Below are 25518 nucleotides of genomic sequence, written 5' to 3'. Positions count from 1 at the left end.
CTCCAAGTTGTAAAATCAAAATCTTTTAATTTGTATTTTTTTTGTTATTTATCTAACGGATACGAGATAATTGATAAAAATCGAGCTGGAAGTTTATCAAGAGTTACAGGCCCGTGCGGTGTATTAGCATCAAAGAACAATGTATCTCCCGGCTGAAGTTTATACTCCCCATCACCATGCCGATAAGTTATTTCACCAGCTAACATATAAATAGTTTCTAAGCCGCCATGCTGAAATGTCTTAAATGTGTCGGTTTCACTGGTCAGCTCAATTAGATACGGCTCTACGATTACACCGCTATCATTAGATCCTAAGTGACCGAGCAAATTGTACTGATGCCCCGCTCTAGTTCCTTCTCCCTCAACCTCAACACCTTCGTTTGCTTTGGTATGAATGCATTCCCGCTTTTGCTCAAATTGCTTAAAGAAAGCAGTCATTGGAATTGAGAGGGCATTGGATAATGTTTGTAATGTAGAAAGTGACGGAGACGTATTGCCATTTTCAATTTTCGACAACATGCCAGTAGATAAGCCTGTCATCTTTGATAGATCAGATACCGTTATCTCCATTTGTTTTCGATAGATCCGTATCTGACGCCCAATTGCAACTTCGAGAACGTTTTCTCGATATTCACTCAAAGAGTGAGGGTTTTGTTTCGATACAGAGTTTATTTCCACCTTTGGCATTATGGTCTCTTATTTTTTCTAAAGTATACTTAAGCTTACTTGATTTGTACAAAGCTTAATTTGAAATAAAAGCATTATTTTTTGACCTATGTGCCTCTCAAAAGGACCCAAATTGTTAGATTTTATTTTGGCGTAGCATTAAATTTAAACAAGGCTTGTCCATCAATTTCGTAGCCGTTTATCATACTTTTAGCTGTCGTAGAGGTTAGCCAATTCTCGAGCTTTTCTACTAAGTGATAGTTTACATGTGTATGAAGACTTGGGTTTATAGGAATGAAAGAGTATTGATTGAATAAAAGCTTATCCCCTTCAAACAAAATCTCTAAATCAGATTTATTTTTGAAGTTTAACCAGCTTGCTCTGTCAGAAAGAATGTATGCACCCAAGCTCGCGCTTACGTTCAATGAAGCTCCCATCCCTGACCCGACAGACTTATACCATTTCCCAAATTTGTCTGGATCAAGACCACTATACTTCCATAAACCAACTTCCATTTTATGGGTTCCGCTATCATCGCCCCTGCTTACAAACGAGGCGGAGTTTTGGCTTATTAAAGTTAATGCCTCATGAACACTTTTAGAATTTCTAACAATTGCTGGATCATGTTTTGGCCCTATGATTACGAAGTCGTTGTACATAATTTCTCGCCTGTGAAGGCCATATCCATCTGTAACAAATTGCTCTTCGGCTTTTTCTGAGTGCACTAAAATTGCATCAACATCACCTGCAGCTCCAAGTCGGAGTGCTTGCCCGGTTCCCACCACAAGTAACTTAATGTTCAAGCCAATATCAGACTTAATTCTTGGCAGCAGTACGTCGCTTAAACCAGAATTATTAAATGAAGTGGTTACAGCCAACTTAATATTATCCGCAATAGAAGTTGTCGCAATAAGTATAAAAATTGGCACACAAATTAGCTTAAAAAATCCCATCATTCAAGTATCTCACCTGCTATAAATTTTTCGGCATTCGGAGACTTTGGCTCAAGAAAAAAAGTCTCGGCTAATTGATTGCTTTCTAAAATTCCTTTATTCAAAAAGAGGATATTTTTTGCCAATCGTTTTGCTTGACCAATATCATGCGTCGACATCATAATAGTTGTTCCGTTTTTTGTGCAACTTTTTAGCAGATTCTCAATCTCTACGGTTGTTTTGCCGTCTAATGAGGCGCTGGGTTCATCTAGAAATAACATTTCTGGTTCTGTAATTAATGCTCGCGCAAGCGCTAATTTTTGTTTTTCTCCACCTGATAATCTGGTTGCGGAAAGTTGCATGATTTCTTTTAAACCAATCTTTTCTGCCCACTCAGTGGCTAATCTATGTACTTTTGAGTTTGAAACTTTTCGAAGTAAAAGTGGGTAAGTTAAGTTTTCAAGAACTGATCTGCGGAGCATGATTGGGGTTTGGAAAACAAACATTTGTTTTTGCATGCTAGACTTATCTGAACAAGACCATTTTATTGAGCCGCGTTTTAGTTTCATAATGCCATGTAAGCTTTTCAAAAGAGTGGTTTTCCCAGATCCATTAGGCCCAAGAATTAACGAAATATCGCCTTTGTTAACAGTAAGGTCTAGAGGGCCAAGAATGTGTTTTCCATTGAACTCCACGACTAAATTTTCTGCAATTAGAGGGAACATTACCAACGGCCCTCTCTCTCTGTTTTACTAAGCCAATGCGTCGCCAAGTTTAACGCAATAGCAATTAGAATAAGAACAAATCCCAATGCGAGCGCTAATGCAAAATCGCCTTTAGATGTTTCTAGCGCTATTGCTGTCGTTAGTACGCGCGTCGCGTTATCTATATTGCCACCCACGATCATAATTGCACCAACTTCTCCTATTGCACGCCCAAACCCCGCCAGGGAAGCTGTTAAAAGTGCTCTGCGGGCATCCCATAACAATGTCTTAATTCTTTGTATGTGAGAGGTATTCATAGAAATCAGCAGGTCATGATATTCTGACCATAATTCTCGTAACGACTGGTGTGCAATTGAGGTAATCAATGGCGTTATTATAACTATCTGTGCAATAACCATGGCTGCTGTTGTGTAGAGTAAGTCCAAAGCGCCAAAAGGTCCTGAACGAGATAAAAGTATGTATACTATTAGGCCTACTACTACAGGTGGAAGTCCCATCAGAGCGTTCAGGAGTGCTATTATAAATCGTCTAAATTTAAATCTTTTTACAGCTAAAACTGCTGCAAGTGGCAATGCAAATAATGAACTTATCACCAAGGCTGAAAGTGTAACTTGAAGAGATCTTACGGAGATTTCAATTAAATCTTGGTCTAGAGTGTATATAAGCTGACACGCCTGTAAGATACCGTACCATATATCATTCATCGAGGCTTCCATGAATAGCAAATTGATCCAGCCCGGCGTCTTCAGGATCTATTATTCGAAATGTCTCTTTTACTCCTGCTTCGGTCAGTTCTCGAGAAACGACCAACAAAGTATTGTCGTCATGTTCGTCACAAAGATCAGCCATAGCCTGCAATTCAGCACTTGCTACGGGGAGTGCAAGCTCCTTACTAGGAGCGCCATAGTATGTTACAAAATGATCAGCTAAAAGCTCTTCAAGATGTGATACTTCTTGTGAGGTAACCTTTGCAACAGCAACAAAGGTTACTCGCCCTGAAGTTTCTAGTCCAAACCATCCATTTGAAAAAGCTTGCTTAGCCTTTCCGTCTAAATCAGCTTCCGACCAATTAGAAAATTCGAACCCACCTGAAACACACCATTCACCGGTACGAGCAGAGTTACTGTATACACGTGTATCACTTTCATCGAAATGAATGGCTCTAGCTAATTTCATATTTATTCCTCAAGTAAGGCTGTTAAAGGTATGTTTGATGTCGTTCCGTCTTCATCTCTTAACAACATACCAAAATTATCATCCACTCCCATAAAGACTGCGTTTGAATCTTTCATGTAGGTTTGTTTTTCTCCAATCCCATGTGCAAGGCCGCGCCACTCGTTGTGAACCGTTCTTGCCCCATCTGCTTCCCATCTGGTCAACCAGTTTAAAGTATGGCGCGCCCAAGCTTCGAGCAAGGTCGAAGCGTCAACCTCTGAGCATCCCTCAGCGTATAGTGCTGTTTCGTTTGGAGTTTCCCCCATATTCTCGGAAGCTGGCCATAAGTCTAATTCTAACCCAACACAAAGCCAATCTGGTACCTTTGTTGGATCTTGATGGTTTGCTGAAACCCTTAATTTCCCACAACGAGCTCCATTGATTAAAACACCTCCACTCCAAAGCAAGTGAACAGCAACTTCAGGGGGAGCCAGAGCCCCGAGAGCATTTTGAAAGCCAATACCGCATATTGGCAACATAATCATTGCTTGGTTGAGTGAAACTTCTGGAGTAAAAATAAAAGTGGCTCTTAGAGCCTCATGAGTAAGATTATAGACCACAAGACCAGCCTCAACCCCTTGGATTGCCTTGCTTTTAGCTACCTCAAATGGGTCATGACCAGGTTTGTCCAACTCGTAACCATGCATTAGAGGGGGAAACACTAAAGACATTGTCAAGCTTGCCCTTGTTCGATCATTGATTTTGCTAATGCGTTAAAAACGTTAGCTTGTGGGGAGCTTGGGTCAGACACTACTATTGGAACCCCACCGTCAGAGGCAGATCTTATATCTAGATGTAGCGGCACTTCTGCAAGTACGGGCACACCTATTTTCTCAGCTTCTTTTCGCACGCCACCATGTCCAAACACGTGTTCCTCATGCCCGCATTTAGGACATATGTGAGTAGACATATTTTCAATCATACCGTGAATGGGTACATTAAGCTGGTTGAACATATCGATGCCTTTTCTGGCATCAATGAGAGCAACGTCTTGAGGAGTAGAAACGATTATTGCACCGCTTACTTCTGTTTTCTGGGCGAGGGTCATTTGCACATCACCAGTTCCTGGTGGCAAGTCAACAATTAAAACATCTAAAGCTCCCCACTGAACCTGCATCATCATTTGCTGGAGTGCCCCCATTAACATTGGACCGCGCCATACAACTGCCTGGTCTTCATTTGTCATCAGGCCGATTGACATCATAGTAACGCCGTGGTTCCGAAGTGGGAGGATAGTTTTTCCATCAGGACTGGAAGGCCTTCCTGAGACTCCAAGCATCCTTGGTTGGGATGGCCCATAAACATCGGCATCCAGCAGACCAACGCGCCTGCCTTGGGCTGCTAGAGCGCAGGCAAGATTAGAGCTTACAGTAGATTTGCCGACGCCACCTTTTCCTGACGCGACTGCTAAAACGCGATCTACCCCAGGTATTTTTTCTGGACCCTTTGGTTCCGATTTTCTGTTTGGCTTCAAGTCAGGAGGGGCTTTTTGTAAAGCATGTGCCGTAAGCACTACAGAAACTTCGCTGGCACCAAGTTTTTTAAGTGCAACTTCAGATGCGTCCTTAATTTTGGAGTATTCATCGGCAAGCGCCTGATCAATTTCTAAAACAAAACGCACATCTTTTTCACCAACATCAAGAGCTCGCACTTCTCCGCCAGTTACGATATCCTGACCCTTCGGGCCCTGAATGGTCTTTAATGCCTCGATAACACTTTCTCTGGTAAGAGCCACTTTTTAATCTCCATTTTTAATTGTGCCGGAAACCGTATGCTCCATCCCAATATCTTTAATAGTAATTTTGGCCTCTACTATATATTCACCATTATTTGCATCGCGCAATGCATCTTCTATGGCTTTTTGAGAGGTTACTCCCACCTGCTTCAAAAATTTACGCATTGACATATTGAAATCATCGTTCATTTTATTCTCCCAAATTACTCGCTTTTTAATTCGAATACCAATCTTAAACATAGCCAATTACAGCCATTTAAGGTTTTCATGCGAATAGTAAAATATATATGCTCTGTTATTTTGCTGGTTACAAGCCTCAGCTATGCAAATGCCGAAGAACGCATTGTCACAATAAGCGCCCCGAATTCGTTGATTGCCTCCGGATTTTTCGATTATATTATTCCTCGCTTCAAGTTAAAAACTCAAATATCGGTTAAATTAGTTCCCGACTCTGCAATGATCGCAATTTCGAAGAATTCAGGTCGGGCGTTTCTTCAGATGGGTGATATAGTATTTAAAATTGATATTATCGAAGAAAATAACTACTCACAGAGGTTTTTTAATTGGTTAAAAAGTGACGTTGGTAAGAAAACTATTTCATCTATTCAAGAAAATGATGCGCCCGTTTTTGTTTCATTAGAAATTGAAGAAGAGGCGACAAGGCAAGTTAGACTTTCTGGTAATGCAAAACTAGGCTTGGAGCAATCTCAGCAAAAATGTGCGCGGTGTCACGTTGTCGAAAAAGGACGTAAAAACTCTATCGGATCAACGCCGTCATTCTTTGCTCTAAGAACTTTTGATGATTGGGATTTGAGGTTCAGTGGTTTTTATCTCCTTCGGCCTCATCCAGCATTTACAATAATACCCGATGTGACTGAACCATTCGATGATAGTAGACCGGCGCCAATTGTGCCGATCGAATTAGATCTAAACGAACTCCAGGCGATAATTGCATATGTGCAAAATATCCCTCCCGCAGATTTAGGTGAACCTGTAAAACATCAGTGATCTTTGCGCTTTGAAAGGTAATCTTCTGTTGTCCGCACTCTTGGGCGCTCACCGCCGGCAAACGGGTTATTGTCCGAATGGTACTGGGCATTAATCCGACAATCATCACACATCTGAATTAGTTTTGTTGCATCTGAATTTGAAAACATTGAGTGCTTTCCTGCAAGCTTATCAATTATGCGCTCAACGGATGATTTTACCCCAAACAAGCTGCCGCACTCTATACAAGCAAACGGCTCCTCTTCCTTTAGAATGGTTTGCTCCAGAGCGGCGTTTGATAGATTAAGGCGTTTTTCATAAGAGATTGCGTTTTCAGGGCAAATGTTTGAGCATAATCCGCACTGTAAACATGCATCTTCTTGAAATCGAAGTTGTGGTAAGTCTGGGTTTTCTCCCAAAGCTCCAGAAGGACATAGAGAGACACAAGATAAACAAAGGGTGCAACTGTCATTATCGAGAAGAACGGCGCCGTACGGTGCATGATCGGGTAAGGGCAAAATTTCTTTTTCTGGGTTTAGTGTTTTGGACGCTACCCTCGTAACTTGCCGCCTGCTTCCCATTGGTTTGCTTAGTTGAGTTTTATTAGCTCGCTTAGCCAGCCCCTCAAATATATTGGAGAGTTCTAATGGATCGTTTACCTCAACTACTCGAAGGGCGTTCTCAAATATAGCATTTGCTATTTCTGCTTCGCCTAAAATTGTGTCTGTATCAGATTTTGGGCCTGTAAGTAGAAATACTTCTTCAAAGCCGGACGCATGTGCTGCGAGTGCTTCAGCATGACCAAATGTGGCGATCGCATCTAATTGCATCGGAATTACGTTTGACGGAAGGCCGTCTCCGTATCTGGCCGAAAAAGAAATCAATTCTCTTCCATGGCCGTCGTGAACTAAAAGAAAAGGATTTTTTCCACCCGCGTCTTTATAATATTTTTGAATCACAGCCAACCGAGCTAAAATCCAAGAAATTGGTCCTGGCTCATACTCGATAGCCCCAGATGGACAAACAGCAGCGCAAGCTCCGCATCCAGCACAAATGCCTGGGTCAATGGTCACGGTTTCACTACTCGAAAGAATAGCTCCTGTTGGACAAACGTTTATGCAGTTAGAACAAGCAGGTTTCTCGGCTCGACTGTGCGCGCAGACAGAAGCCTCGTATTTGATGTATAAACTTTTTTCAAATGTCCCTTGCAGCTGTGATGCATTTAGAATTGCTGAAGTAAATTTGGTTTTTTGACCAATGTCTGCACGAATATATCCATCTCTTTTCTCCGAAGCTGGAAACAATGCATCATCTTTGGAAAGGTCTAGTATTATATCGCAGGATGATGTTGCTCCATCTTGTGCGTGTGTCCATTTGAAGGGTCCGCGCCCAGAAGGAACTAATTCCTGCAAGTTATCAAAAACAATAGTAAAATTTCCAAAACTACCTTTGGCGTTCTTGATCTTGCCAAGCACTACGTCGAAACCATTAACATTTAAAATTTCATCGCCATCTTTGGGATCAAGCAATGCCGTAACAGATAAAGCTTCTTGTAAAATTTGAGCTGCTTCAAGAACCGATTCACAATCACCAAAGATCAAGCACCGACCTTGCGATGTAACGTCTTTTGTCTTATGGATAGGTTTTTCCATCAATGCTTCAGCTGTCAGAGCGGCCATTTTTGGCACCAATGTTTTCTTATCGACGGTCCAGCCAGCCCTATCTCTTATGTCAAATACTATCGGTGGGTCTTTATCAATATCGGCTGCAATTTCATCAAAAATACTAGATTGTTGTTCGCAGCAAATAGCTGTGTCACCTGATTGAATAGCTTTCTCAACTATGTCTAAATTTTTTATGCATAATTCAGAGTATACCTTTGAACATTTTAGGCCAGTTGCGTCTGCTAAGGCTGCACTGTCAACTTTTTGCGATCCTTCGCAATCGCAAAGCAGCAGTTTTTCAATTTTATCAACCAATTTTTCAATCCCTTGCTTAACGTTCTGATAGTTTCTCTGGAAAGATACAAAACACTTGGCTATTCGATTTTAATGGGGAGAAAGTAGCCTTTTCCGTTGAATTTACCAGCTTTAAAATTTTTTACAAATTCCGGATCAAATAAAAATTAAGAAAATGTTCTTTTTTTGGATTTAAAAAATTGACAGATGAGTATTATGGGGGTTACTCTTTTTTTAGGGACAATAATCAGTTCGCAATTAGGAATAGAAACACTTTAAGGTAGTGGAGGACCTGAGTGTACTTCAACCCAAAGCGATACCAATCCATGCCAGTTGGGGTGGTGGTAAGAAAGACACCAGGAGTGACAAAATGGTCTGAATGGTCATGGGCAGTTAGTGCTGTGCTTCCTGGTGCCGGACCGGCAGAAAATCGTATCTTGAGAACTGAGGGAGATTGCACTGAATATCACTTTTCCACAGTAAATATTGAACTTCACGGTGCTGAAACAGAAGCCTATATGACTGGCCTCGCCTCCAAAATTCCAAGTGTTTATGTTGTCCTGAGAGAGCAAGTTGGAGCTGAAATTCCTCTGGAAGTTTTGCTCGTAACGGCTTCTCCATACGAAGCTCAAGATTATACTGATAGTGGTGAAGAAATTGTTGAAAAGGTGCCTATGCCGGTCGGTTTAATCGCATGGGTCCGAGATTTTATAGAGAATCATCACGTTGAAGAAGCGTTTGTAAAACGCAAAAGAGATAAAAAAAGGGTAGACATTCACCAAGATGGAATCGGTGATCCTCGGATTGAGCAGATATCTGATGTTTACCGCGCCCCCTCCTCAAGAAAAGTGGGGTTCATCCAATGAGTGATTTTTGGAGCAGACGCAAATCAGCTGTAAAAGAAGAGTTTGAAGAGGAAAGACGTCAGGCGGAGATAAAGCGAGCTTCGGAGATACAGGTCGAGCTTGATGTAAAAACTGATGAGGAGGTTCTGAAAGAGCTTGGTCTGCCTGATCCTGATACACTCGAGCCGGGAGATGATTTTAAGGTCTTCATGAAAGAAGTTGTTCCTGAGCGTCTCAGGAGAAGGGCTTTGAAGAAACTTTGGCTATCTAATCCGTTGCTCGCAAATGTAGATGGTCTGGTTGATTACGGAGAAGATTTCACAGATGCGGCCGTTGGAGCTGGTTTTGTTGAGACAACGTATCAGGTTGGTAAAGGTATGTTGAAGCACATCGAGGAGTTGGCTCGAAAAGAGCAAGAAAAGCAGAATGATAAGCCTCCCGAAGTCGCAGATGATGAGCTATTAGCTGAGGCTTCAAGAGAAACTGAGGAAGCCGAAAATGTAGAAGTCAGCGAAGACCCAAGAAGCATTAATGACCTGTCAGAGCTACCACTTAAGTCGAATGCGCAAAATTCCGACCAAGAGATAATCGAAAGTTCTGAAGCTTCCGTTTTCATCGAAGAGGAGCCGGTCATCCCTGTGCCTCGCCAGCGAATGAAATTTGATTATGGCGGAGCAGCGGCGTGAGCAGGCAGGATAGAATAGAAATGGACGAAAGAATGGACCTGAAACACAAGGCGGATGTCTCTCAAGAAGACCGTAGTAGAGCTGATATGTATAATTTTCTTGGGCTTGTTTTGGCTCGTCCAGCCGACGAAATTCTATTGGAGCAAATGTCGCAACTCAGTGGTGATCAATCCGAGTTAGGCAAGGCCGTCGAAACCCTCAAGCGGGTTTCCAAGGTTTCCAAGCCTAACTCAGTGGAAATTGAATTCAATAAACTGTTCATCGGAGTTGGCCGTGGTGAACTTTTACCTTATGCGAGTTACTATTTAACAGGCTTTTTGAATGAGAAGCCCTTAGCTGCTCTAAGGCGAGATATGGTTAATTCGGGCCTTTCCCGCGCGAGTAATGTTTATGAGCCAGAAGATAATATCGCTAGCTTGATGGAAATGATGGCTGCTCTGATTGTTGGGCGCTTTGGTTCGCCTGTCTCATTAGGCAAGCAATTAAAGTTTTTCGATAAACATATTCGTCCATGGGCAGGACATTTTTTTACAGATTTGGAAGCAGCGGAGTCCTCTATTTTGTATGCGTCTGTCGGTTCAGTCGGCAGGCTATTCATGGAAATAGAGGTTGAAGCGTTTCGAATGAGTGCGGAGAAATCTGCGTAATGTGATTTTTGATCACGTAACCATGTGGCCCTTGGCCGCAATAACAAGAGGGGAGGAGAACTCTCATGACTAAGAAGAACGACACGGATGGAACAAGCCGTCGAGATTTTCTCAAGTTAGCTGGGGCTGGTGCTCCGGTTGCAACCGTTGCTTTAGCCGCATCAAGTTCAGTGGCAAACGCAGCTAATGATCCTGATTTAAGCAAAACATTAATTCAGGATACTGAGCACACACGTGCTTATCTAGACTCTATTCGGTTTTGATACTGAATTTGAAACCGCTATCGACGACTGGTTGCGTGACGCCCGACAGTTGATAGTAAATGTTAGTACTTAGGGCCAAATGGTCCAAGGGAGGAAAAAATGCTTAGGAAAAAGACCAACGGGGTTGCGCGACGCTCCCAAAGGACAAGTATCCTTTCAGAAGTAGCCAATAAATCTGTAGATAGACGTGATTTTTTACGTGGTTCAGGTTTGGCAATCGGAGGATTGACAGCAATAGCCGCAACAGGTGGCGCTGTTACTCAGGCTGCAGCAGCATCAGCTGCTAATCAGTCGGTAGAAACTATTAAGTCAGTGTGTACTCACTGTTCGGTAGGCTGCACGGTTGTAGCTGAAGTGCAGGATGGAGTTTGGACTGGCCAAGAGCCTGGCTGGGATAGTCCATTCAATTTGGGCGCACATTGTGCCAAGGGCGCTGCTGTAAGAGAGCATGCGCACGGCGAAAGAAGACTTAAATATCCTATGAAAAAAGAGGGTGGCGAGTGGATTAGAATTAGCTGGGAACAGGCCATAGATGAAATTGGCGACGGCATGATGAAGATCCGTCAAGAAAGTGGCCCAGATAGTGTTTATTGGCTAGGTTCTGCAAAGGTAAATAACGAACAAGCCTATCTATTCAGAAAATTTGCCGCTTATTGGGGTACAAATAACGTAGACCACCAGGCGCGAATTTGTCACTCAACCACAGTTGCCGGTGTTGCAAATACATGGGGCTACGGCGCCATGACCAATTCCTACAATGACATTCACAATTCACGTGCAATCTTCATTATAGGCGGTAATCCGGCAGAAGCACATCCTGTTTCATTGCTCCATGTAATGAAGGCGAAGGAACAAAATAACGCACCTCTGATTGTTTGTGACCCAAGGTTCACAAGAACGGCAGCCCACGCTGACGAGTATGTTCGCTTCAGACCTGGATCAGACGTAGCGCTTATTTGGGGCATTTTGTGGCATATTTTCGAAAACGGTTGGGAAGATAAGGAATTTATCCGAACACGCGTTTGGGGTATGGACCAAATCAAGGAAGAGGTTGCTAAGTGGACACCTGAGGAAGTTGAAAGAGTCACGGGTACTCCGGGTTCTCAGCTTAAGCGTGTTGCTAGAACTATGGCAAACAATCGCCCTGGAACAGTTATCTGGTGTATGGGCGGAACGCAGCATACGAATGGTAACAACAATACGCGTGCATACTGCGTGCTTCAGTTAGCATTAGGAAACATGGGTACAACCGGAGGTGGTACTAACATTTTCCGAGGTCACGATAACGTGCAAGGTGCAACTGATTTAGGTATTTTATCTCATACATTGCCAGGCTATTATGGTTTGTCTAAGGGCGCCTGGGGTCATTGGGCTCGCGTTTGGGGTGAAGATTTCGATTGGCTTTCTAATCAATTTGCTACGGTTAAAGGAGCAGATGGTAAGGATAAAAACCTAATGAACCTTACCGGAATTCCAGTTTCGCGCTGGATAGACGGCGTTCTAGAAGATCCAAATAATATGGATAACCCTGACCGTGTACGCGCGATGGTTCTTTGGGGCCACGCTCCGAACTCTCAAACACGAATGACTGAAATGAAAACGGCAATGGAAAAACTAGACATGCTAGTTGTTATTGATCCATATCCTACTGTTTCAGCTGTTTTGAGTGATCGAACTGATGGTGTATACTTGCTTCCTGCATGTACTCAATTCGAAACTTATGGTTCAGTTACAGCTTCTAACCGTTCAATTCAATGGCGTGATAAAGTTGTCGATCCATTATTTGAAAGTAAGACAGACCATGAAATCATAGGTTTGTTTGCTAAAAAGTTTGGTTTTCATGATAGATTTTTCAGAAATATCAAGATTGAGGCCGACGGGGTTACACCTAATATAGAGGATACCCTCCGCGAGATTAACAGCGGTATGTGGACTATCGGGTATACAGGGCAATCTCCGGAGCGTTTGAAATTGCATATGGAGAACCAGCATACATTCGACCGTACAACGCTTCGCGCTAATGGTGGCCCAGCAGATGGTGATTATTATGGACTTCCATGGCCGAGCTGGGGAACTCCTGAGATGAACCATCCCGGAACTCCAAACCTGTACGACATGAGTAAACCTGTAGCTGAAGGTGGATTGACCTTTAGAGCACGTTTCGGTGTCGAACGAGATGGTGATAATCTTCTGGCTGAAGGTGTTTCAAACCCTGGAGCAGAACTACAAGATGGTTATCCTGAATTCACAATGCAGATGCTAATGGATTTAGGTTGGGATGGCGATTTAACTGCGGACGAACGTGCCGCAATCGACGCCGTTGCTGGGCCAAAGACAAACTGGAAGACAGATTTGTCCGGTGGTATCCAGAGGGTTGCCATTAAGCATGGTTGTGCTCCGTTTGGAAATGCGAAAGCTAGAGCAGTTGTCTGGACTTTCCCTGATCCTGTTCCTCTGCATAGAGAACCCCTCTATACAAACAGACGGGATCTCGTGGAAGATTATCCAACTTATGAAGATCGTAAGTTTTACAGACTTCCTACTCTTTATGCTTCAATTCAAAAGCAGGACTTTAGTAAGGAATATCCTATGATACTAACGTCAGGTAGACTGGTTGAGTATGAAGGTGGGGGTGATGAAACGCGGTCTAATCCATGGTTGGCTGAGCTTCAACAGGATATGTTCGTTGAAATAAACCCTCGGGACGCCAATAATTTGGGGGTCCGCGATGGTGCTCAGGTTTGGGTTGAAGGTCCTGAAGGCGCGAAAGTCAAGGTTATGGCCATGATTACAAATCGCGTCGGCGAGGGGGTCGCGTTCATGCCGTTCCATTTTGGAGGACACTTCCAGGGTGAGGACTTGCGTGACAAGTATCCAAAAGGTGCAGATCCATACGTACTTGGTGAGAGCTCAAATACTGCTCAAACTTATGGCTATGACTCTGTTACTCAAATGCAAGAAACCAAAGCAACGCTTTGTAAAATCTGGTCAGCGTAGGGAGGATAAGATATGGCAAGAGCTAAGTTTTTATGTGATGCCGAGCGCTGCATCGAGTGTAATGCTTGTGTAACTGCTTGTAAGAATGAGCACGAGGTGCCCTGGGGTATTAACCGCCGAAGGGTGGTTACTATTCAAGATGGTAATCCTGGAGAGCGTTCTATTTCAGTTGCATGTATGCATTGTTCCGATGCTCCGTGTATGGCTGTATGTCCGGTGGACTGCTTTTATCAAAATGAAGAAGGTGTTGTATTACATTCCAAGGATTTGTGTATTGGGTGTGGATACTGCTTTTATGCCTGTCCTTTTGGAGCTCCGCAATTTCCTCAAGCAGGAAATTTTGGGTCTCGTGGTAAAATGGATAAGTGTACATTCTGTGCTGGTGGTCCAGAAGAGAACCATTCGTCAGCGGAGTTCTCTAAATACGGTCGTAACCGAATTGCTGAGGGTAAGCTTCCTGTTTGTGCTGAAATGTGTGCAACTAAAGCGCTACTTGCGGGAGATGGCGATATCGTCGCTTCTGTGTATCGTGAGCGAGTAGTTGCGCGTGGTTTTGGCTCAGGTGCTTGGGGCTGGGGAACAGCTTACGAGCAAAAAGGCGGCTAATATATCTAAACATTGGAGGGCAGACGAAATAAGTCTGCCCTTTTATATTTTTCCAGCTAATTCATTTTAGGGTGAGGTAAATATGCGTTCAGTATTGAGTTTCATATTGGTATTTTTTCTGGCGTTTCCATTAGTTGCACAGGAACAAAAAGTTGATAGAGCTTCCACAGGTGGTGCGCAAACTTTGGAAGACATAATGGCGAGGCAAAAGGGATTGTCTGTAGATGATAACGATCGTCGAAATAGTACCGGTGGACCCGGCTCCGCTAAGGGAATAACAGATCAACTGGGTACCTTGGGCGGAGCATCTGATCCAGAATTATGGAGAGCTATACGATATGGATCCGCAAATGCGCAAAGTGCTTCTAACGGTGATTTGGGACCTGTATTAATTCAAAGTGCTGGCATGCCTTGGTGGAAATTTAGAGAGGGTCCATTACGCACGTATGGCGGCTTCCTACTCCTTGGTACTATAGCAGCGCTTTTACTATTTTATCTCGGTAGAGGCAGGATACCTGTAGATGGTGGTATGGCTGGCACGACGATTACAAGATTTAAAGCCTTTGAGAGGTTTGCACATTGGCTGCTTGCAGGCTCCTTTATTCTTTTGGGTTTTACTGGGTTACTGAGTTTGTTTGGGCGGGCTATCTTGCAGCCTTATTTTGGTAAAGAGCTAAATTCAGTTGTTTTAATTGCCTCTAAGTGGGTGCATAACAACGTTTCCTGGGCTTTTATGATAGCTCTAGTTATAGTTTTTGTGTTGTGGGTATATCACAATATTCCAAATAGAACTGACCTGGTGTGGATAAAACAGGGCGGTGGTATTTTTAGTGATGCACATCCGCCCGCAAGAAAATTTAATTTTGGTCAAAAAATTATATTTTGGGGGGTTATTGTGCTTGGTGCCTCTGTGTCTGCCTCTGGTCTTTCGCTATTATTTCCATTTGAGATACCGATGTTTGCTAAAACGTTTGCTATTTTGAATGATACTGGTTTACCACAAGCATTTGGCTTAGGCACCTTACAAACTGAGATGTCTCCGCAGCAAGAAATGCAATTAGCGCAAGCGTGGCACGCAATTGTATCATTTGTAATGATGGCGATGATAATAGCGCATATTTATATTGGCTCAGTAGGTATGGAAGGTGCTTACAGCGCTATGGGCAATGGAGAAGTCGATGAGAAATGGGCCCATCAGCATCACTCAATTTGGTATGACGAGGTAAAGGGTAAGGTTTCAACAAAAGAGCCTGCTGAATAGGTCTAGGTTGTTTAAATAGTATTAGCTTGAGTAGGTAAAAATGAAGGTAATGTTAATAGGGTTCGCGGCTACAATAGTGATAGCTTTTGCAGCTGACGAACTGTTGTCAAACAGTGGTTTCTCCACACCTGAAGTATATTCGGGACCTGCGGTACGTTTAGATTAGAATACGCTAATTCAATGGCCGTATCACTTTTGGGGAGCTAGGCGAATTGCGTCTTCCAATCGGTCGTCTCCCCAAAATATCTCGTTTGAAAAAGAAAAACTTGGGACGCCGAAAATGCCAAAGTCTAAAGCTTGCTTAGTATTCTCTATGTACCGCTCTTCCATTGTGTCTGCTAAAGTAATTGTTTCCTGTAAATCCAAGCCTAATTTTTTCAGCGTTACCTCAAGGTTTTGTTTCGAACCAGCTTCGTTCCCGTTTAAAAACCACTCCTCATAAGTACACTTGAAGTAATCCAAGTAAAGTCCTTTGTCGTTCATAACTATCCCTACTAAATTTGCTCGGTCAAACTCTTTTAAAGGATAAGGCGCGGGCACTTTTGGAACGGGCACTTTGTACAGAGACGCTCTTCTCTCTATATCCCGCCACATATAATTTACCTTTGTTTTTTTAGAGGGAGGAAACGGAATATTGTCCATACTTTTCATTATTTGTCTGATGCTTATAGGAATAATCGAAAGATTGATATCTTCTTCCTTGACAACTTCTTTTATACGCATCGCAGTTAAGTAAGAATATGTGCTGCCAATTGACAACCACGCCGTTAATTTTCTAGCCATACAGTAACCTCCGGTTTTGTTGTTCTAAATACACAGCATCAGGGTCCCAGAGACAAGCATTTTGTAATCAAAGATTTCTATTTTAAAGTCCCTTGGAAGATTTTGGGAGAGCCTATACAAGCTGTTTCATTCATACCTAATCAACTTTAATTTTTTTGTCTTGCTTGTTTTATTTAGACATGTCTAATTGCTGCAGGAATGGAGGATAAATGCATTTACTCGTTTTACAGCATGCGCGGATTGAGCATCCGGGAATATTTCAGAAGTTTCTTAAAGAGGATGGTCACAGTTGGGAAGTTGTTCATCTTGATGAGGGTCAAGAGATTCCTTCGATAGATAGCTTCGATGGTTTGTGGGTATTAGGTGGGCCAATGGATGTATGGCAAGAACAGGATTACCCGTGGCTTAAAAAGGAAAAAGCTTTCATTAAAACGGCGGTAGAGGAAAAGGGCATACCATTCCTTGGCTTGTGCTTGGGTCATCAATTGTTAGCTGAGTCTCTCGGTGGTGTTGTTGGTAAGTCAGAAACTGCTGAGGTCGGTGTCATGGAGGTTCAACTGACCGAAGATGGAGCGTCCGGAATTTTATTCGATGGTATACCCGAAAAAATATCCTGCCTCCAATGGCATGGTGCTGAGATAAAGAAACTTCCAGCAGGTGCCAAAGTGCTTGCGACCTCTAAAAATTGTGCAGTTCAAGCGATGAGTTGGGGTCCTAGAGCCTATTCGATGCAGTTTCACGTCGAAATCGAGCACTCTACAATTGCTGATTGGGCAACTATTTCTGAATATGCCGACAGTTTGAAAGCAGCCCTAGGCCCCAGCGGGCAGGAAAAACTTGAGAAAGATTGCGCGGTCCATATGAATGATTTTAATACGATGGCAGAACGTCTTTATCTTAATTGGCTCCAGACTTCTGCGCGCGTTTAAGCCTTAGTTCTAAATCTAGGCTGCTGCAGCTCGTGTTAAAGATAATCTAACTGTTTCTAAATGCTCTTTCATACTGTTAGCCGCTGCCTCAGGCTCGCGTCTATATAGGGCTTCGAGTATTTTACGATGTTGTTTATTATATTGATCAATTACGGTCGGATTGAGTGTCAGTCCGCGCATTCTCTTCCAGTCAGTTTGCCCTCTCACTGAGTTGATTTGGTCAATAATCCAAATTAATAAAACGTTCCGTGTACATTTTACGAGCGTGTGATGAAATTCTGTATCTGCTGCTGAAAATTCTAAAGTATCATGCAGGCTCGATTCCATTTTGTCACAAAGCAAGGTTAATTTGTCGAAATCTTCCCGCCTACCGTGTAGTACTGCAAGACGGCAAATGTGGGGTTCTAAAGCAAAACGTGCATCTATCAATTCTAATGGATTCGCTGATTGGATCGCGTTTGGTGTGGATGATTTTCCGTCAAAAGTTACATATGTACCACTACCATGTTTAATTTCAACTAGTCCATTTTCCATTAATTTTGTTAGTGCTTCTCGTACTGTGCCTCGGGAAACGCCATAAGTATCCGCCATATCTCGCTCTGTTGGAAGTTTGTCATTGCGAACATATTGGCCAAGATTAATCTCGCTTCGCAATAGAGAAGCAAGGTTAGCTGCATTTAACTTTTTTTTATTTTCCGCCATCACAACCATTATTTGCTCCAATTTTGAACCAATATATACAAATTTGAAAAATAAATCAAGTATTGGAATAAAAAAGGTTGACTTTTGGTTCACTATTCACAAAAAATATACTGGGATAGGGTTTCCAAATAGTGCGAAGTCAGTTGTTCGCTTGAATTAGAAGGGGAGTAGGTTTTATGGCATTTCCAACGCATGCGGATTATTTAATTATAGGGGCTGGTATACATGGTCTCTCAACTGCCTGGCGTTTAGCAGAGCGTTTGAGTTCCATAGGTGAAGCTGTCGAAGGACGTATAATTGTTTTAGATAAGTCAGGAATTGCTTCTGGAGCTTCTGGGATTGCATGTGGCGTTGTGCGAAACAATTACTATCAGCCAGCAATGCGTCGGTTGATGGCCCACTCCGTAGATGTCTGGGAAAGCGATCCAAAGGGTCTTAGCTATCACCCAGTAGGTTACATGCAGATTTCGTGTGAATCTATGCATGAGGATGTGGCCTCAATTTATGAGCAGCAGAAGGCCATTGGGTATGAAAGTGTTTTTATAGAAGGTGCAAGTGCCTCAGACGCATACATGAAAGATCTGTTTAGCGATTGGCAGGCACAGAATATCACGTCTGTTCTACATGAAAAAAGAGGCGGTTACTCTAACAACACTAAATCGATGTATGGGTTGGCCAAAAAAGTTGAAGACCGAGGGGTGCGCATCATTTCTGGGGTCGAGGTGAAAGGCCTAAATACCGAAAGTGGTTCTTCAAGCATAAAGTCAGTTGATACTTCGCATGGAATAGTATCGTGTGACAAGCTCGTGGTTGCTCCAGGTCCCTGGGCGCGTGACTTTTGGGAAATGTTGGGCATGCCGAAAAAGATCAGTCTGAAGGATCTATCTGGTGAATTGCATCATGATATTGATATGTGGCGGTTCTGGCAACTTGAAGAGGGCGTTCTGCAATTGCCACCAGAGGTTTTGCAGACGAACGATGGCAAAACCCCGCCAGTGGTGCATGTAGATACAGATGCACCCTTACACTCTTGTGTTGATGGGTCGCTAATTTCAGATGAAATGTGGGGGATTTATTACAAGCCTGATTGGCACTTCAACGGTATTCAGGGTGGGGCCTCTCCATACAAAGTCGACACGGAGGTAGACAAAGTGGCTATTGATCCATACGGCCCTTCATCACCGGAGTTTGTTGCCTCCGAAGGATTTGCACATATGTGGGTATCTGCGCTCGCTCATTGTCATAAAAGATTTGAGGGCATGATGGGTAAATACCATAGGGAGGCATCTGGCGGTATTGGCTGCTTTACAGCCGATAGTTTCCCTGTTTTTGATCACTTTCATGACAATGCAACTTTAATCGCTGACAGCAATCATGGGTGGAAGATGATCGGAGTTGGTCACCTTATAGCTGACGAGTTATTGGGCGAGAGCCAAGAACTTCTCGAACCGTTTAGGTTTGATCGTTTTGAGAAGGGTAATCTTCACCCTGTATCGAATAGTCCATATCCTTGGAGCTAAGATGCGTAAGAAGATAACATAAACTCAAATGGCTAAGTGCCAGGAATACTAAACAGGGAGAGTTAAAGTGGCTGAAATGGATATTGAACGTTTTGTCGAGGCGCCTGGGCGCGATGAGAAAATTAAACAAGTGCGTGCGATGATTGACTCGATGGGAATTGAGTACTTGTACCTTCAATTCGTATCAGTGACCGGAAAGATCATGGGTAAAGGGATACCCTCCGATCATTGGGAATCAGTCGCTATGAAGGGATTTCAGCTGGTTTATGGCGCAACTGTTAATCTGTTCACTGACCGCGCAGGTAATTACTTGGGGTATGGTCCGGAAGCGGCAGAGTTGGTGGGAATACCAGAACCCGAAACATTTATGCAATTACCGTGGGCGCCGGAAATTGGTCGTTTTTATTGCACGCTATTCCGCAACCGCGAGGAAAAAACAGATCCGGGGGCATATTTAACCGCTGACTGTCGTGGGAATTTGCGTCGCATGCACGAAGAATTCCAAGCGAAGCATGGCAGACAGTTGAGGATTGGGACAGAGCCAGAAATGATGTGGCTAAAATTTGATGAAGAAGGCAAGCCAAAAGATGGTTTTTCAAAGCCCTATTGCTATCATATTGATCAGTTCGAAAGCCTACGTCCAGTTACTATGAAGGTTATGGAGTACACTCGTAAAATGGGCCTAGATATGATCCAAGGCGATCATGAGGACGCCCCGGGTCAACTTGAGCTAAATTGGATGTTTGACGATGTTTTGCGAAATGCAGATCGGCTCACTACTTACAGGCAAATTTGTGCCCAAGTAGCTAGAGAGCATGGTATATTTGCTTGTTTCATGACGAAACCATTTATGGGTGTTTCAGCATCTGGCTGCCATCATAACATGTCGCTCTGGAGAGGTGGCGAAGATCAGTTCGTTAAATGTGGAAATGATCCTGATAATCTCCCAGGAATGCGCGAGAACTACATGTATGTAAAGGGCGGTAGTAACACATTCATGCCAGATGATGATGATCCACAAATGCCTGGTGCTGAAGGATTAGTCGCGATCGGTGGTGTTGTTAAAAACCTTCAAGCCTTGACCGCTATTGGGTGTTCAACAGTTAACTCCTACAGGAGGCTATGGGATACAGGTTTCTGGGCGCCAGTTTTTGCAGATTGGGGTTTTCAAAACCGAACAACAGGTCTTCGCGTGTCAGCGCCTGGGCGTTTCGAGTATCGTTCTGTCGACTCTATGGTCAATCCTTACTTAATGGGTTCAACGTTGTTGGCGGCTATGGACGACGGCATTGATAATAGTATCAGCCCGGGAGAGCCAGAGGAGAGAAATATCTATGAGGCGATCAAAGAAGGTAAAGATGTGAAAAAGCTTCCTATGTCGCTAGGTGAAGCTCTTAGCTATCTTGAGCAGAGTGACGTCGTGCGTAAAGGTATGCCAGGTGAAATGTATCGATTGTACCATGAGTACAAATTTGATGAATGGGCTCGTTTTATGTCTACAGCCACTGATTGGGATAACGATATGTACATGGAGTGCCTCCCATAGGGCACACCAGTAATTTTTTAAGGCAATGAAATGCTTGATTTTTATATAGCCGCGAGGAGGTGAAGAATACTATGTGTGGTATCGCTGGATTAATACATAAGGGTAAAAGGTCGAATGTTGGGGGCGAGATGACAGCTATGCTGCAAGCTCTCAAACATAGAGGCCCAGACTCTACAGGTTATGCTGTTTATGGTGAGTCTAAAGAGGGTGTCTATGTGCTTCGTTTAAAGGTTGGAGAAGCTGAGGACATGGCTACAGGTCGGGGTATACATAAAGTGCTTGCTGATCGGATTTCTGCAGTAGAAGATATAATGGAAGAACATGGTGTGAAGGTGATTTCAAAAGAGCAGTCCACCGAATACGCGTTGCGTTATCTGATTTCGCATGATGGTGACACTGCTGAGTTGGCCGAGCATATCGAGGAGACGGAAAATGTTGAAATTCTTTCACTCGGAAATGGGCTTGAATTAATTAAAGATCTGGGCGATGCGGCTGATGTGGCTGGGCTCTATGGTTTGAATGAATTCAATGGCACTCATGGAATAGGTCATACGAGAATGGCTACCGAATCCGACGTTGATATTAGGTCTGCTCATCCGTATTGGGCCTTCCCATATAACGACGTGAGTGTAGTTCATAATGGTCAGATTACTAATTATTGGATTATGCGTAGAGAGATGGAGCGGAAAGGACATCGTTTCATGTCAAATTGCGATAGTGAGCTTTTAGCAGTCTATACGGCACATAATTTAGCCAATGGCCTGACACTAGAGCAGTCGTTGCGTAACTCGATAGAGGAAATTGATGGCGTCTTTACCTATTTGGTGGCCACAAAAGATCACCTTGGTATGGCAAAAGATACGATGGCAGCAAAGCCGCTCGTGCTCTATGAAAGTGATGATTTGATAGCGATGGCTTCTGAGGAAGTCGCTATACGTGCTATTTTGCCGCAAGAAATCGATACATATGATCCATATGATGAGGAGGTTCGGGTATGGAAAGCGTAAGTGATGCAGAATTGAAAAATATGACACAAGAAGAGCGTGTAACAGCTCTCGGAATGAGAACTGAAGCGCTCAGCGGAAAATCGCTTTACATCGAGTTTGATCCTGACGCGGAGGAGCGCTTCACATACCCGTGGGCTCCAGATGTCGATTACAATAAGCGGACCGAGCTTGATACCGATAATATGACCACTACCGAAGTAAACTCTAATATCAGAGCTCTGATGGCAGAGGGATACGGAACTATCGTATTGAAGAATCCCCGCGGGAAGCACTCACTTGGTGTTGGCATTCTCAGTCGGCTAAACCTTATTATCGAGGGTTCCATAGGGTATTTTGGAGTAGGTTTGATCGATGGTCCTAATGTACGGATCAATGGGCGTGTTGGCTGGTCGTGTGGAGAGAACATGATGGCTGGTACAGTTGTAATCGAAAAAAATGCAGGTTCAACTTTTGGCGCAGCTATTAGAGGTGGTGATCTCGTGTGTCGAGGATCTGTTGGCTCTAGGACTGGTATCGATCAAAAGGGTGGAACGATAATTGTTGGTGGGGACACCGGGGCTCTTTCAGGCTTTATGATGCAACGAGGGCGTATGATTGTTTGCGGTAATGCTGGTAAAAATCTTGGAGACTCTATGTATGATGGCACCATATTTGTTGGTGGTGAAATCAAATCCCTTGGGGTTGACGCAGTAACGGCTGAACTTACTGAGCTTGACCGAAACTGGTTGAATAGCAAGCTAGTTCAATATGGAATGTTACCAGAAAAGGGCGTTGATCATTTTACAAAGATTGTGGCCGGTAAACAGCTCTGGAACTACGACAATCTGGAACCAAACGAAAAGAAATTAATTTTATAAGTTTAATGAAAGGATAGAACCTATGGCCGACGGAGATATGCCTAGAAAAAAAATACTGGACCGCGATGTAAACCGTATCGGGGATAGCTTTATATTCCCGCCTCGTGTGATGGATGATATTCATATAAAGTCTGAACTTGGACGTTACAGAATGCGTGGGTTTTCACTATTTAAGAAAATTCCACACTGGGATGATTTAACTTTTTTACCAGGAACGCTTACTCGTTTCGTTATTGAAGGTTATCGTGAGAAATGTGAGACAAAAACAGTAATTGGTCCTCGAGCAAAGCGTCCGCTTGAACTTGATATACCCGTTTATATAACTGGTATGAGTTTTGGAGCCCTAAGCTATGAAGCTAAAACGGCTCTTGCTCGTGGAGCTACTATGGCTGGAACTGCGACCTGTTCTGGCGAAGGTGGTATGATCCCAGATGAGCGTCGATATAGCTCCAAATGGTTTTATCAGTGTATTCAGTCACGGTACGGTTTCAACCCGAACCATCTAGTATTGGCGGATGGATGCGAGTTCTTCATTGGTCAAGGTTGTAAGGTTGGTCTAGGTGGCCATTTGATGGGGCAAAAGGTTACCGATCAGGTTGCTGAAATGCGTTCTCTTCCTGCTGGAATTGACCAAAGATCGCCAGCTCGACATCCAGACTGGCTCGGTCCAGACGATCTTGCATTAAAGATTCAAGAGATTCGCGAAGCAACCGATTGGCAAATTCCAATTCAGCTTAAATTAGGTGCTGCAAGAGTCTATGATGATGTTCGGATGGCGGTAAAATGTGATCCAGATTCTATATACATAGACGGCATGGAAGGTGGTACCGGAGCTGGTCCACACTTAGCTACCGAAGATACTGGTGTGCCTGGGATGGCGGCTATTAGACAAGCACGCAAAGCTATAGATGACCTCGGGAAACGAGGTGAAATTAGTTTGGTTTATGCCGGTGGTATCAGAAATGGAGCTGATATTGCAAAAGCTATCGCCTTGGGGGCTGACGCAATTGCGATTGGTCATTCAGCCATGATGGCATTGAACTGTAACAAAGATATCCCAGAAGCCAATTTTCCTGAAGAAATTGGTGCAGAGCCTGGATATTGCTACCATTGCCACACTGGGCGTTGTCCAGTTGGTGTGGCAACGCAGGATCCGGAGCTGCGTAAACGTCTTGATCCTGATGAAGCTGCTGAGCGTGTATATAATTTCTTACACACTCTGACCATAGAGGCGCAGCTATTCGCGCGTGCTTGCGGTAAGACACATTTACATAGTCTAGAGCCAGAAGATTTGGCCGCGTTGACTATGGAAGCATCTGCAATGGCAGGAGTACCTTTGGCTGGAACCAACCATACGGTTGGTATCGAAGATTACCATCATCTTTAAGGAGTAATTAATATGGCTGGAACACAATATCGCGGGTCTGAAATTAAAGATGTTAATCAATTCATCGATGATGCTGATGGCCTAGAAAGTGAACGTGAGAAAGAAATAGGTCAGCATATCGGGTATCGGTATGACGTAAATTTAGTGCCTGACAAGTCTAGGCTCACCCCATTTTTGAAAAAATACATGGAAATTATGGGCTGGGATGACTTAAATTGGCTCGAAGACATTCATATGGGTTACGAAGAAGGGGCACCGGCAGTTTTTGATCGAAACAATAACGGTTGGGTTCGAATTCCAAGCAGCATTGATTTGCCTGATAATCAGCAAGATCGAGACATGATCGCGCGCGAACTCCTGTTAAAATTTCAAATGTCTGATCGCCATCCTTTGGCTAGGTTGCGTAAAGCATATATGAAGTTCTAAGTTTGTGGCACGACGTCTGAGTATAGCGTGCCTTCAAACCTGTCCCAAAGCCACTATAGGCGAAGCAATTGATGAGGCTTTGCCTATAGCCGAGGAAGCAGTAGAGGCGGGGGCAGACATCCTATTTCTTCCAGAGTACTGTTCCGGTCTGGTTAGTGAAGAGGGTGTGTTGAAGCCTCCAGCTGCTCCTGAAGCGGATCATCCAATGGTGTCACTTTTTCAGCAGTTTGCAAGGCGAACCAAGGTCTGTGTTTCGTTGGGATCCGTTGCGGTATCTTCTGCTAGCGATAAAATCATAAATCGTGCGATAATGATTAATGCCGAGGGAAAGGTAATTAGCCGATATGATAAAATCCATCTTTTCGATGTCCAAATATCACCGACCGAAATTTATCGCGAAAGTGCAACTGTAATCGCGGGAGATAATGCGTCAATAATCAATTTTGATGATGTTAAATTAGCGCACGTGATTTGTTACGATTTACGTTTTCCACAACTTTTTAGAGATTTAGCTCAAGCCGGTGCGGAGGTTATTGCAGTTCCTGCCGCGTTTATGAAAAAAACTGGCGAAGTTCATTGGCATGTATTGAATCGCGCTCGCGCAATTGAGAATGGATGTTTTATAGTTGCTCCCTGCGCTGTAGGTGAAATACCAGGGGGCGGTGAAAGTTATGGTCACAGTTTAATTGTCAATCCCTGGGGCGAAGTTTTGGCTGATGGTAAGGCGGAGAGGGGCTTTATTCAGGCTCGTATCGATCTTGATGAAGTAAAAGATGTGCGCGCAAGAATACCTAGTTTGTCGCATGATCAAAATTACAAAGTTACTAGTTAAAAATGAG

28 protein-coding genes are annotated in these 25518 nt (G+C 43.5%); 17 read left to right on the top strand and 11 right to left on the bottom strand.

Annotated features, from left to right (window positions below; all coding sequences use genetic code 11):
- Positions 1-44: 44 nt before the first annotated feature.
- The 8 genes from ACTF5Q_RS01890 to ACTF5Q_RS01855 all read right to left on the bottom strand — a co-directional run bounded on the left by ACTF5Q_RS01890 (position 45) and on the right by ACTF5Q_RS01855 (position 5461).
- The gene (locus ACTF5Q_RS01890) at positions 45-686 is read right to left on the bottom strand and encodes a helix-turn-helix domain-containing protein (RefSeq protein WP_438953010.1); all 642 of its coding nucleotides are present in this window, start codon (positions 684-686) and stop codon (positions 45-47) included.
- Positions 687-808: 122 nt separating this feature from the next.
- The gene (locus ACTF5Q_RS01885; RefSeq protein WP_438953009.1) at positions 809-1621 is read right to left on the bottom strand and encodes a substrate-binding domain-containing protein; all 813 of its coding nucleotides are present in this window, start codon (positions 1619-1621) and stop codon (positions 809-811) included.
- Entirely contained in the window at positions 1618-2322 is a 705-nt protein-coding gene (locus ACTF5Q_RS01880) for an ABC transporter ATP-binding protein (RefSeq protein WP_438953008.1), read from the bottom strand. The genes ACTF5Q_RS01885 and ACTF5Q_RS01880 overlap by 4 nt, the downstream gene beginning before the upstream one ends.
- Positions 2322-3026 carry an ABC transporter permease gene (locus ACTF5Q_RS01875; RefSeq protein ID WP_438953007.1) on the bottom strand — a complete coding sequence of 235 codons (705 nt, stop codon included), beginning with the start codon at positions 3024-3026 and terminating at the stop codon, positions 2322-2324. Before ACTF5Q_RS01875 ends, ACTF5Q_RS01880 begins: the two co-directional genes overlap by 1 nt.
- Complete coding sequence (locus tag ACTF5Q_RS01870; RefSeq protein WP_438953006.1) at positions 3019-3498, bottom strand: DUF6505 family protein; 480 nt, start codon at positions 3496-3498, stop codon at positions 3019-3021. Before ACTF5Q_RS01870 ends, ACTF5Q_RS01875 begins: the two co-directional genes overlap by 8 nt.
- A gap of 2 nt (positions 3499-3500) precedes the next feature.
- Positions 3501-4208 carry a DUF4444 domain-containing protein gene (locus ACTF5Q_RS01865; protein WP_438953005.1) on the bottom strand — a complete coding sequence of 236 codons (708 nt, stop codon included), beginning with the start codon at positions 4206-4208 and terminating at the stop codon, positions 3501-3503.
- Positions 4209-4210: 2 nt separating this feature from the next.
- Positions 4211-5272: a P-loop NTPase gene (locus ACTF5Q_RS01860; RefSeq protein WP_438953004.1), complete on the bottom strand. Its 1062-nt coding sequence runs from the start codon at positions 5270-5272 to the stop codon at positions 4211-4213.
- Positions 5273-5275: 3 nt separating this feature from the next.
- A complete protein-coding gene (locus ACTF5Q_RS01855) occupies positions 5276-5461 on the bottom strand; it encodes a DUF6494 family protein (protein WP_029208023.1) in 186 nt (61 codons plus the stop codon).
- 78 nt (positions 5462-5539) lie between these two features.
- Here ACTF5Q_RS01855 and ACTF5Q_RS01850 point away from each other — a divergent pair, with 78 nt between their 5' ends.
- Positions 5540-6280, top strand: coding sequence for a hypothetical protein (locus tag ACTF5Q_RS01850; protein WP_438953003.1), 741 nt, complete (start codon positions 5540-5542; stop codon positions 6278-6280).
- Here the strand turns inward: ACTF5Q_RS01850 and ACTF5Q_RS01845 are convergent.
- Positions 6274-8238, bottom strand: a complete 1965-nt coding sequence (locus tag ACTF5Q_RS01845; RefSeq protein WP_438953002.1) for a 4Fe-4S binding protein — start codon at positions 8236-8238, stop codon at positions 6274-6276. The two genes, ACTF5Q_RS01850 and ACTF5Q_RS01845, sit on opposite strands and share 7 nt — an antisense overlap.
- A gap of 305 nt (positions 8239-8543) precedes the next feature.
- Here ACTF5Q_RS01845 and ACTF5Q_RS01840 point away from each other — a divergent pair, with 305 nt between their 5' ends.
- From ACTF5Q_RS01840 to ACTF5Q_RS01805, 8 genes are all read left to right on the top strand, one after another.
- Entirely contained in the window at positions 8544-9083 is a 540-nt protein-coding gene (locus tag ACTF5Q_RS01840) for a DUF3305 domain-containing protein (protein ID WP_438953079.1), read from the top strand.
- Positions 9080-9748, top strand: a complete 669-nt coding sequence (locus ACTF5Q_RS01835) for a DUF3306 domain-containing protein (RefSeq protein WP_438953001.1) — start codon at positions 9080-9082, stop codon at positions 9746-9748. The genes ACTF5Q_RS01840 and ACTF5Q_RS01835 overlap by 4 nt, the downstream gene beginning before the upstream one ends.
- A 20-nt stretch (positions 9749-9768) precedes the next feature.
- Entirely contained in the window at positions 9769-10395 is a 627-nt protein-coding gene (locus tag ACTF5Q_RS01830; RefSeq protein ID WP_438953000.1) for a TorD/DmsD family molecular chaperone, read from the top strand.
- A 65-nt stretch (positions 10396-10460) separates the two neighbouring features.
- Positions 10461-10658, top strand: coding sequence for a twin-arginine translocation signal domain-containing protein (locus ACTF5Q_RS01825; RefSeq protein WP_153902994.1), 198 nt, complete (start codon positions 10461-10463; stop codon positions 10656-10658).
- A 99-nt stretch (positions 10659-10757) separates the two neighbouring features.
- Positions 10758-13655, top strand: a complete 2898-nt coding sequence (locus tag ACTF5Q_RS01820; RefSeq protein ID WP_164377264.1) for a formate dehydrogenase subunit alpha — start codon at positions 10758-10760, stop codon at positions 13653-13655.
- 12 nt (positions 13656-13667) lie between these two features.
- A complete protein-coding gene (fdh3B, locus tag ACTF5Q_RS01815) occupies positions 13668-14261 on the top strand; it encodes a formate dehydrogenase FDH3 subunit beta (RefSeq protein ID WP_164377265.1) in 594 nt (197 codons plus the stop codon).
- 82 nt (positions 14262-14343) lie between these two features.
- Positions 14344-15522, top strand: a complete 1179-nt coding sequence (locus ACTF5Q_RS01810; protein WP_164377266.1) for a formate dehydrogenase subunit gamma — start codon at positions 14344-14346, stop codon at positions 15520-15522.
- A 40-nt stretch (positions 15523-15562) separates the two neighbouring features.
- Positions 15563-15688 carry a hypothetical protein gene (locus ACTF5Q_RS01805; RefSeq protein ID WP_438952999.1) on the top strand — a complete coding sequence of 42 codons (126 nt, stop codon included), beginning with the start codon at positions 15563-15565 and terminating at the stop codon, positions 15686-15688.
- Positions 15689-15711: 23 nt separating this feature from the next.
- On the opposite strand, the gene ACTF5Q_RS01800 is transcribed toward ACTF5Q_RS01805, so the two are convergent.
- Complete coding sequence (locus ACTF5Q_RS01800; protein WP_438952998.1) at positions 15712-16305, bottom strand: 2-hydroxychromene-2-carboxylate isomerase; 594 nt, start codon at positions 16303-16305, stop codon at positions 15712-15714.
- Positions 16306-16514: 209 nt separating this feature from the next.
- On the opposite strand from ACTF5Q_RS01800, the gene ACTF5Q_RS01795 reads away from it, so the two are divergent.
- Positions 16515-17234, top strand: coding sequence for a type 1 glutamine amidotransferase (locus ACTF5Q_RS01795; protein ID WP_438952997.1), 720 nt, complete (start codon positions 16515-16517; stop codon positions 17232-17234).
- 15 nt (positions 17235-17249) lie between these two features.
- Here ACTF5Q_RS01795 and ACTF5Q_RS01790 read toward each other — a convergent pair whose 3' ends face one another.
- Positions 17250-17945: a FadR/GntR family transcriptional regulator gene (locus tag ACTF5Q_RS01790; RefSeq protein WP_438952996.1), complete on the bottom strand. Its 696-nt coding sequence runs from the start codon at positions 17943-17945 to the stop codon at positions 17250-17252.
- Positions 17946-18112: 167 nt separating this feature from the next.
- Between ACTF5Q_RS01790 and ACTF5Q_RS01785 the strand changes: the two genes are divergently transcribed.
- The 7 genes from ACTF5Q_RS01785 to ACTF5Q_RS01755 all read left to right on the top strand — a co-directional run bounded on the left by ACTF5Q_RS01785 (position 18113) and on the right by ACTF5Q_RS01755 (position 25511).
- The gene (locus tag ACTF5Q_RS01785) at positions 18113-19456 is read left to right on the top strand and encodes an NAD(P)/FAD-dependent oxidoreductase (protein WP_438952995.1); all 1344 of its coding nucleotides are present in this window, start codon (positions 18113-18115) and stop codon (positions 19454-19456) included.
- 76 nt (positions 19457-19532) lie between these two features.
- A complete protein-coding gene (locus ACTF5Q_RS01780; protein WP_164377281.1) occupies positions 19533-21002 on the top strand; it encodes a glutamine synthetase family protein in 1470 nt (489 codons plus the stop codon).
- A 71-nt stretch (positions 21003-21073) separates the two neighbouring features.
- Positions 21074-22009 carry a glutamine amidotransferase gene (locus ACTF5Q_RS01775; RefSeq protein WP_438952994.1) on the top strand — a complete coding sequence of 312 codons (936 nt, stop codon included), beginning with the start codon at positions 21074-21076 and terminating at the stop codon, positions 22007-22009.
- Positions 21997-22866: a GXGXG motif-containing protein gene (locus ACTF5Q_RS01770; protein ID WP_164377272.1), complete on the top strand. Its 870-nt coding sequence runs from the start codon at positions 21997-21999 to the stop codon at positions 22864-22866. Before ACTF5Q_RS01775 ends, ACTF5Q_RS01770 begins: the two co-directional genes overlap by 13 nt.
- 22 nt (positions 22867-22888) lie before the next feature.
- Positions 22889-24253, top strand: coding sequence for an FMN-binding glutamate synthase family protein (locus ACTF5Q_RS01765; protein WP_154034253.1), 1365 nt, complete (start codon positions 22889-22891; stop codon positions 24251-24253).
- 12 nt (positions 24254-24265) lie between these two features.
- Positions 24266-24679 carry a hypothetical protein gene (locus ACTF5Q_RS01760; RefSeq protein WP_438952993.1) on the top strand — a complete coding sequence of 138 codons (414 nt, stop codon included), beginning with the start codon at positions 24266-24268 and terminating at the stop codon, positions 24677-24679.
- A 4-nt stretch (positions 24680-24683) separates the two neighbouring features.
- Positions 24684-25511, top strand: a complete 828-nt coding sequence (locus tag ACTF5Q_RS01755; RefSeq protein ID WP_438952992.1) for a carbon-nitrogen hydrolase family protein — start codon at positions 24684-24686, stop codon at positions 25509-25511.
- Positions 25512-25518: the final 7 nt, after the last annotated feature.

It is taken from the genome of Candidatus Salinivivens marinus, assembly GCF_965655845.1.
GTDB lineage: Bacteria > Pseudomonadota > Alphaproteobacteria > Rhodobacterales > Rhodobacteraceae > Salinivivens > Salinivivens marinus.
The sequence above is the reverse complement of the archived record's forward strand: the minus strand, read 5'-3'. Positions and strand labels throughout refer to the sequence as shown.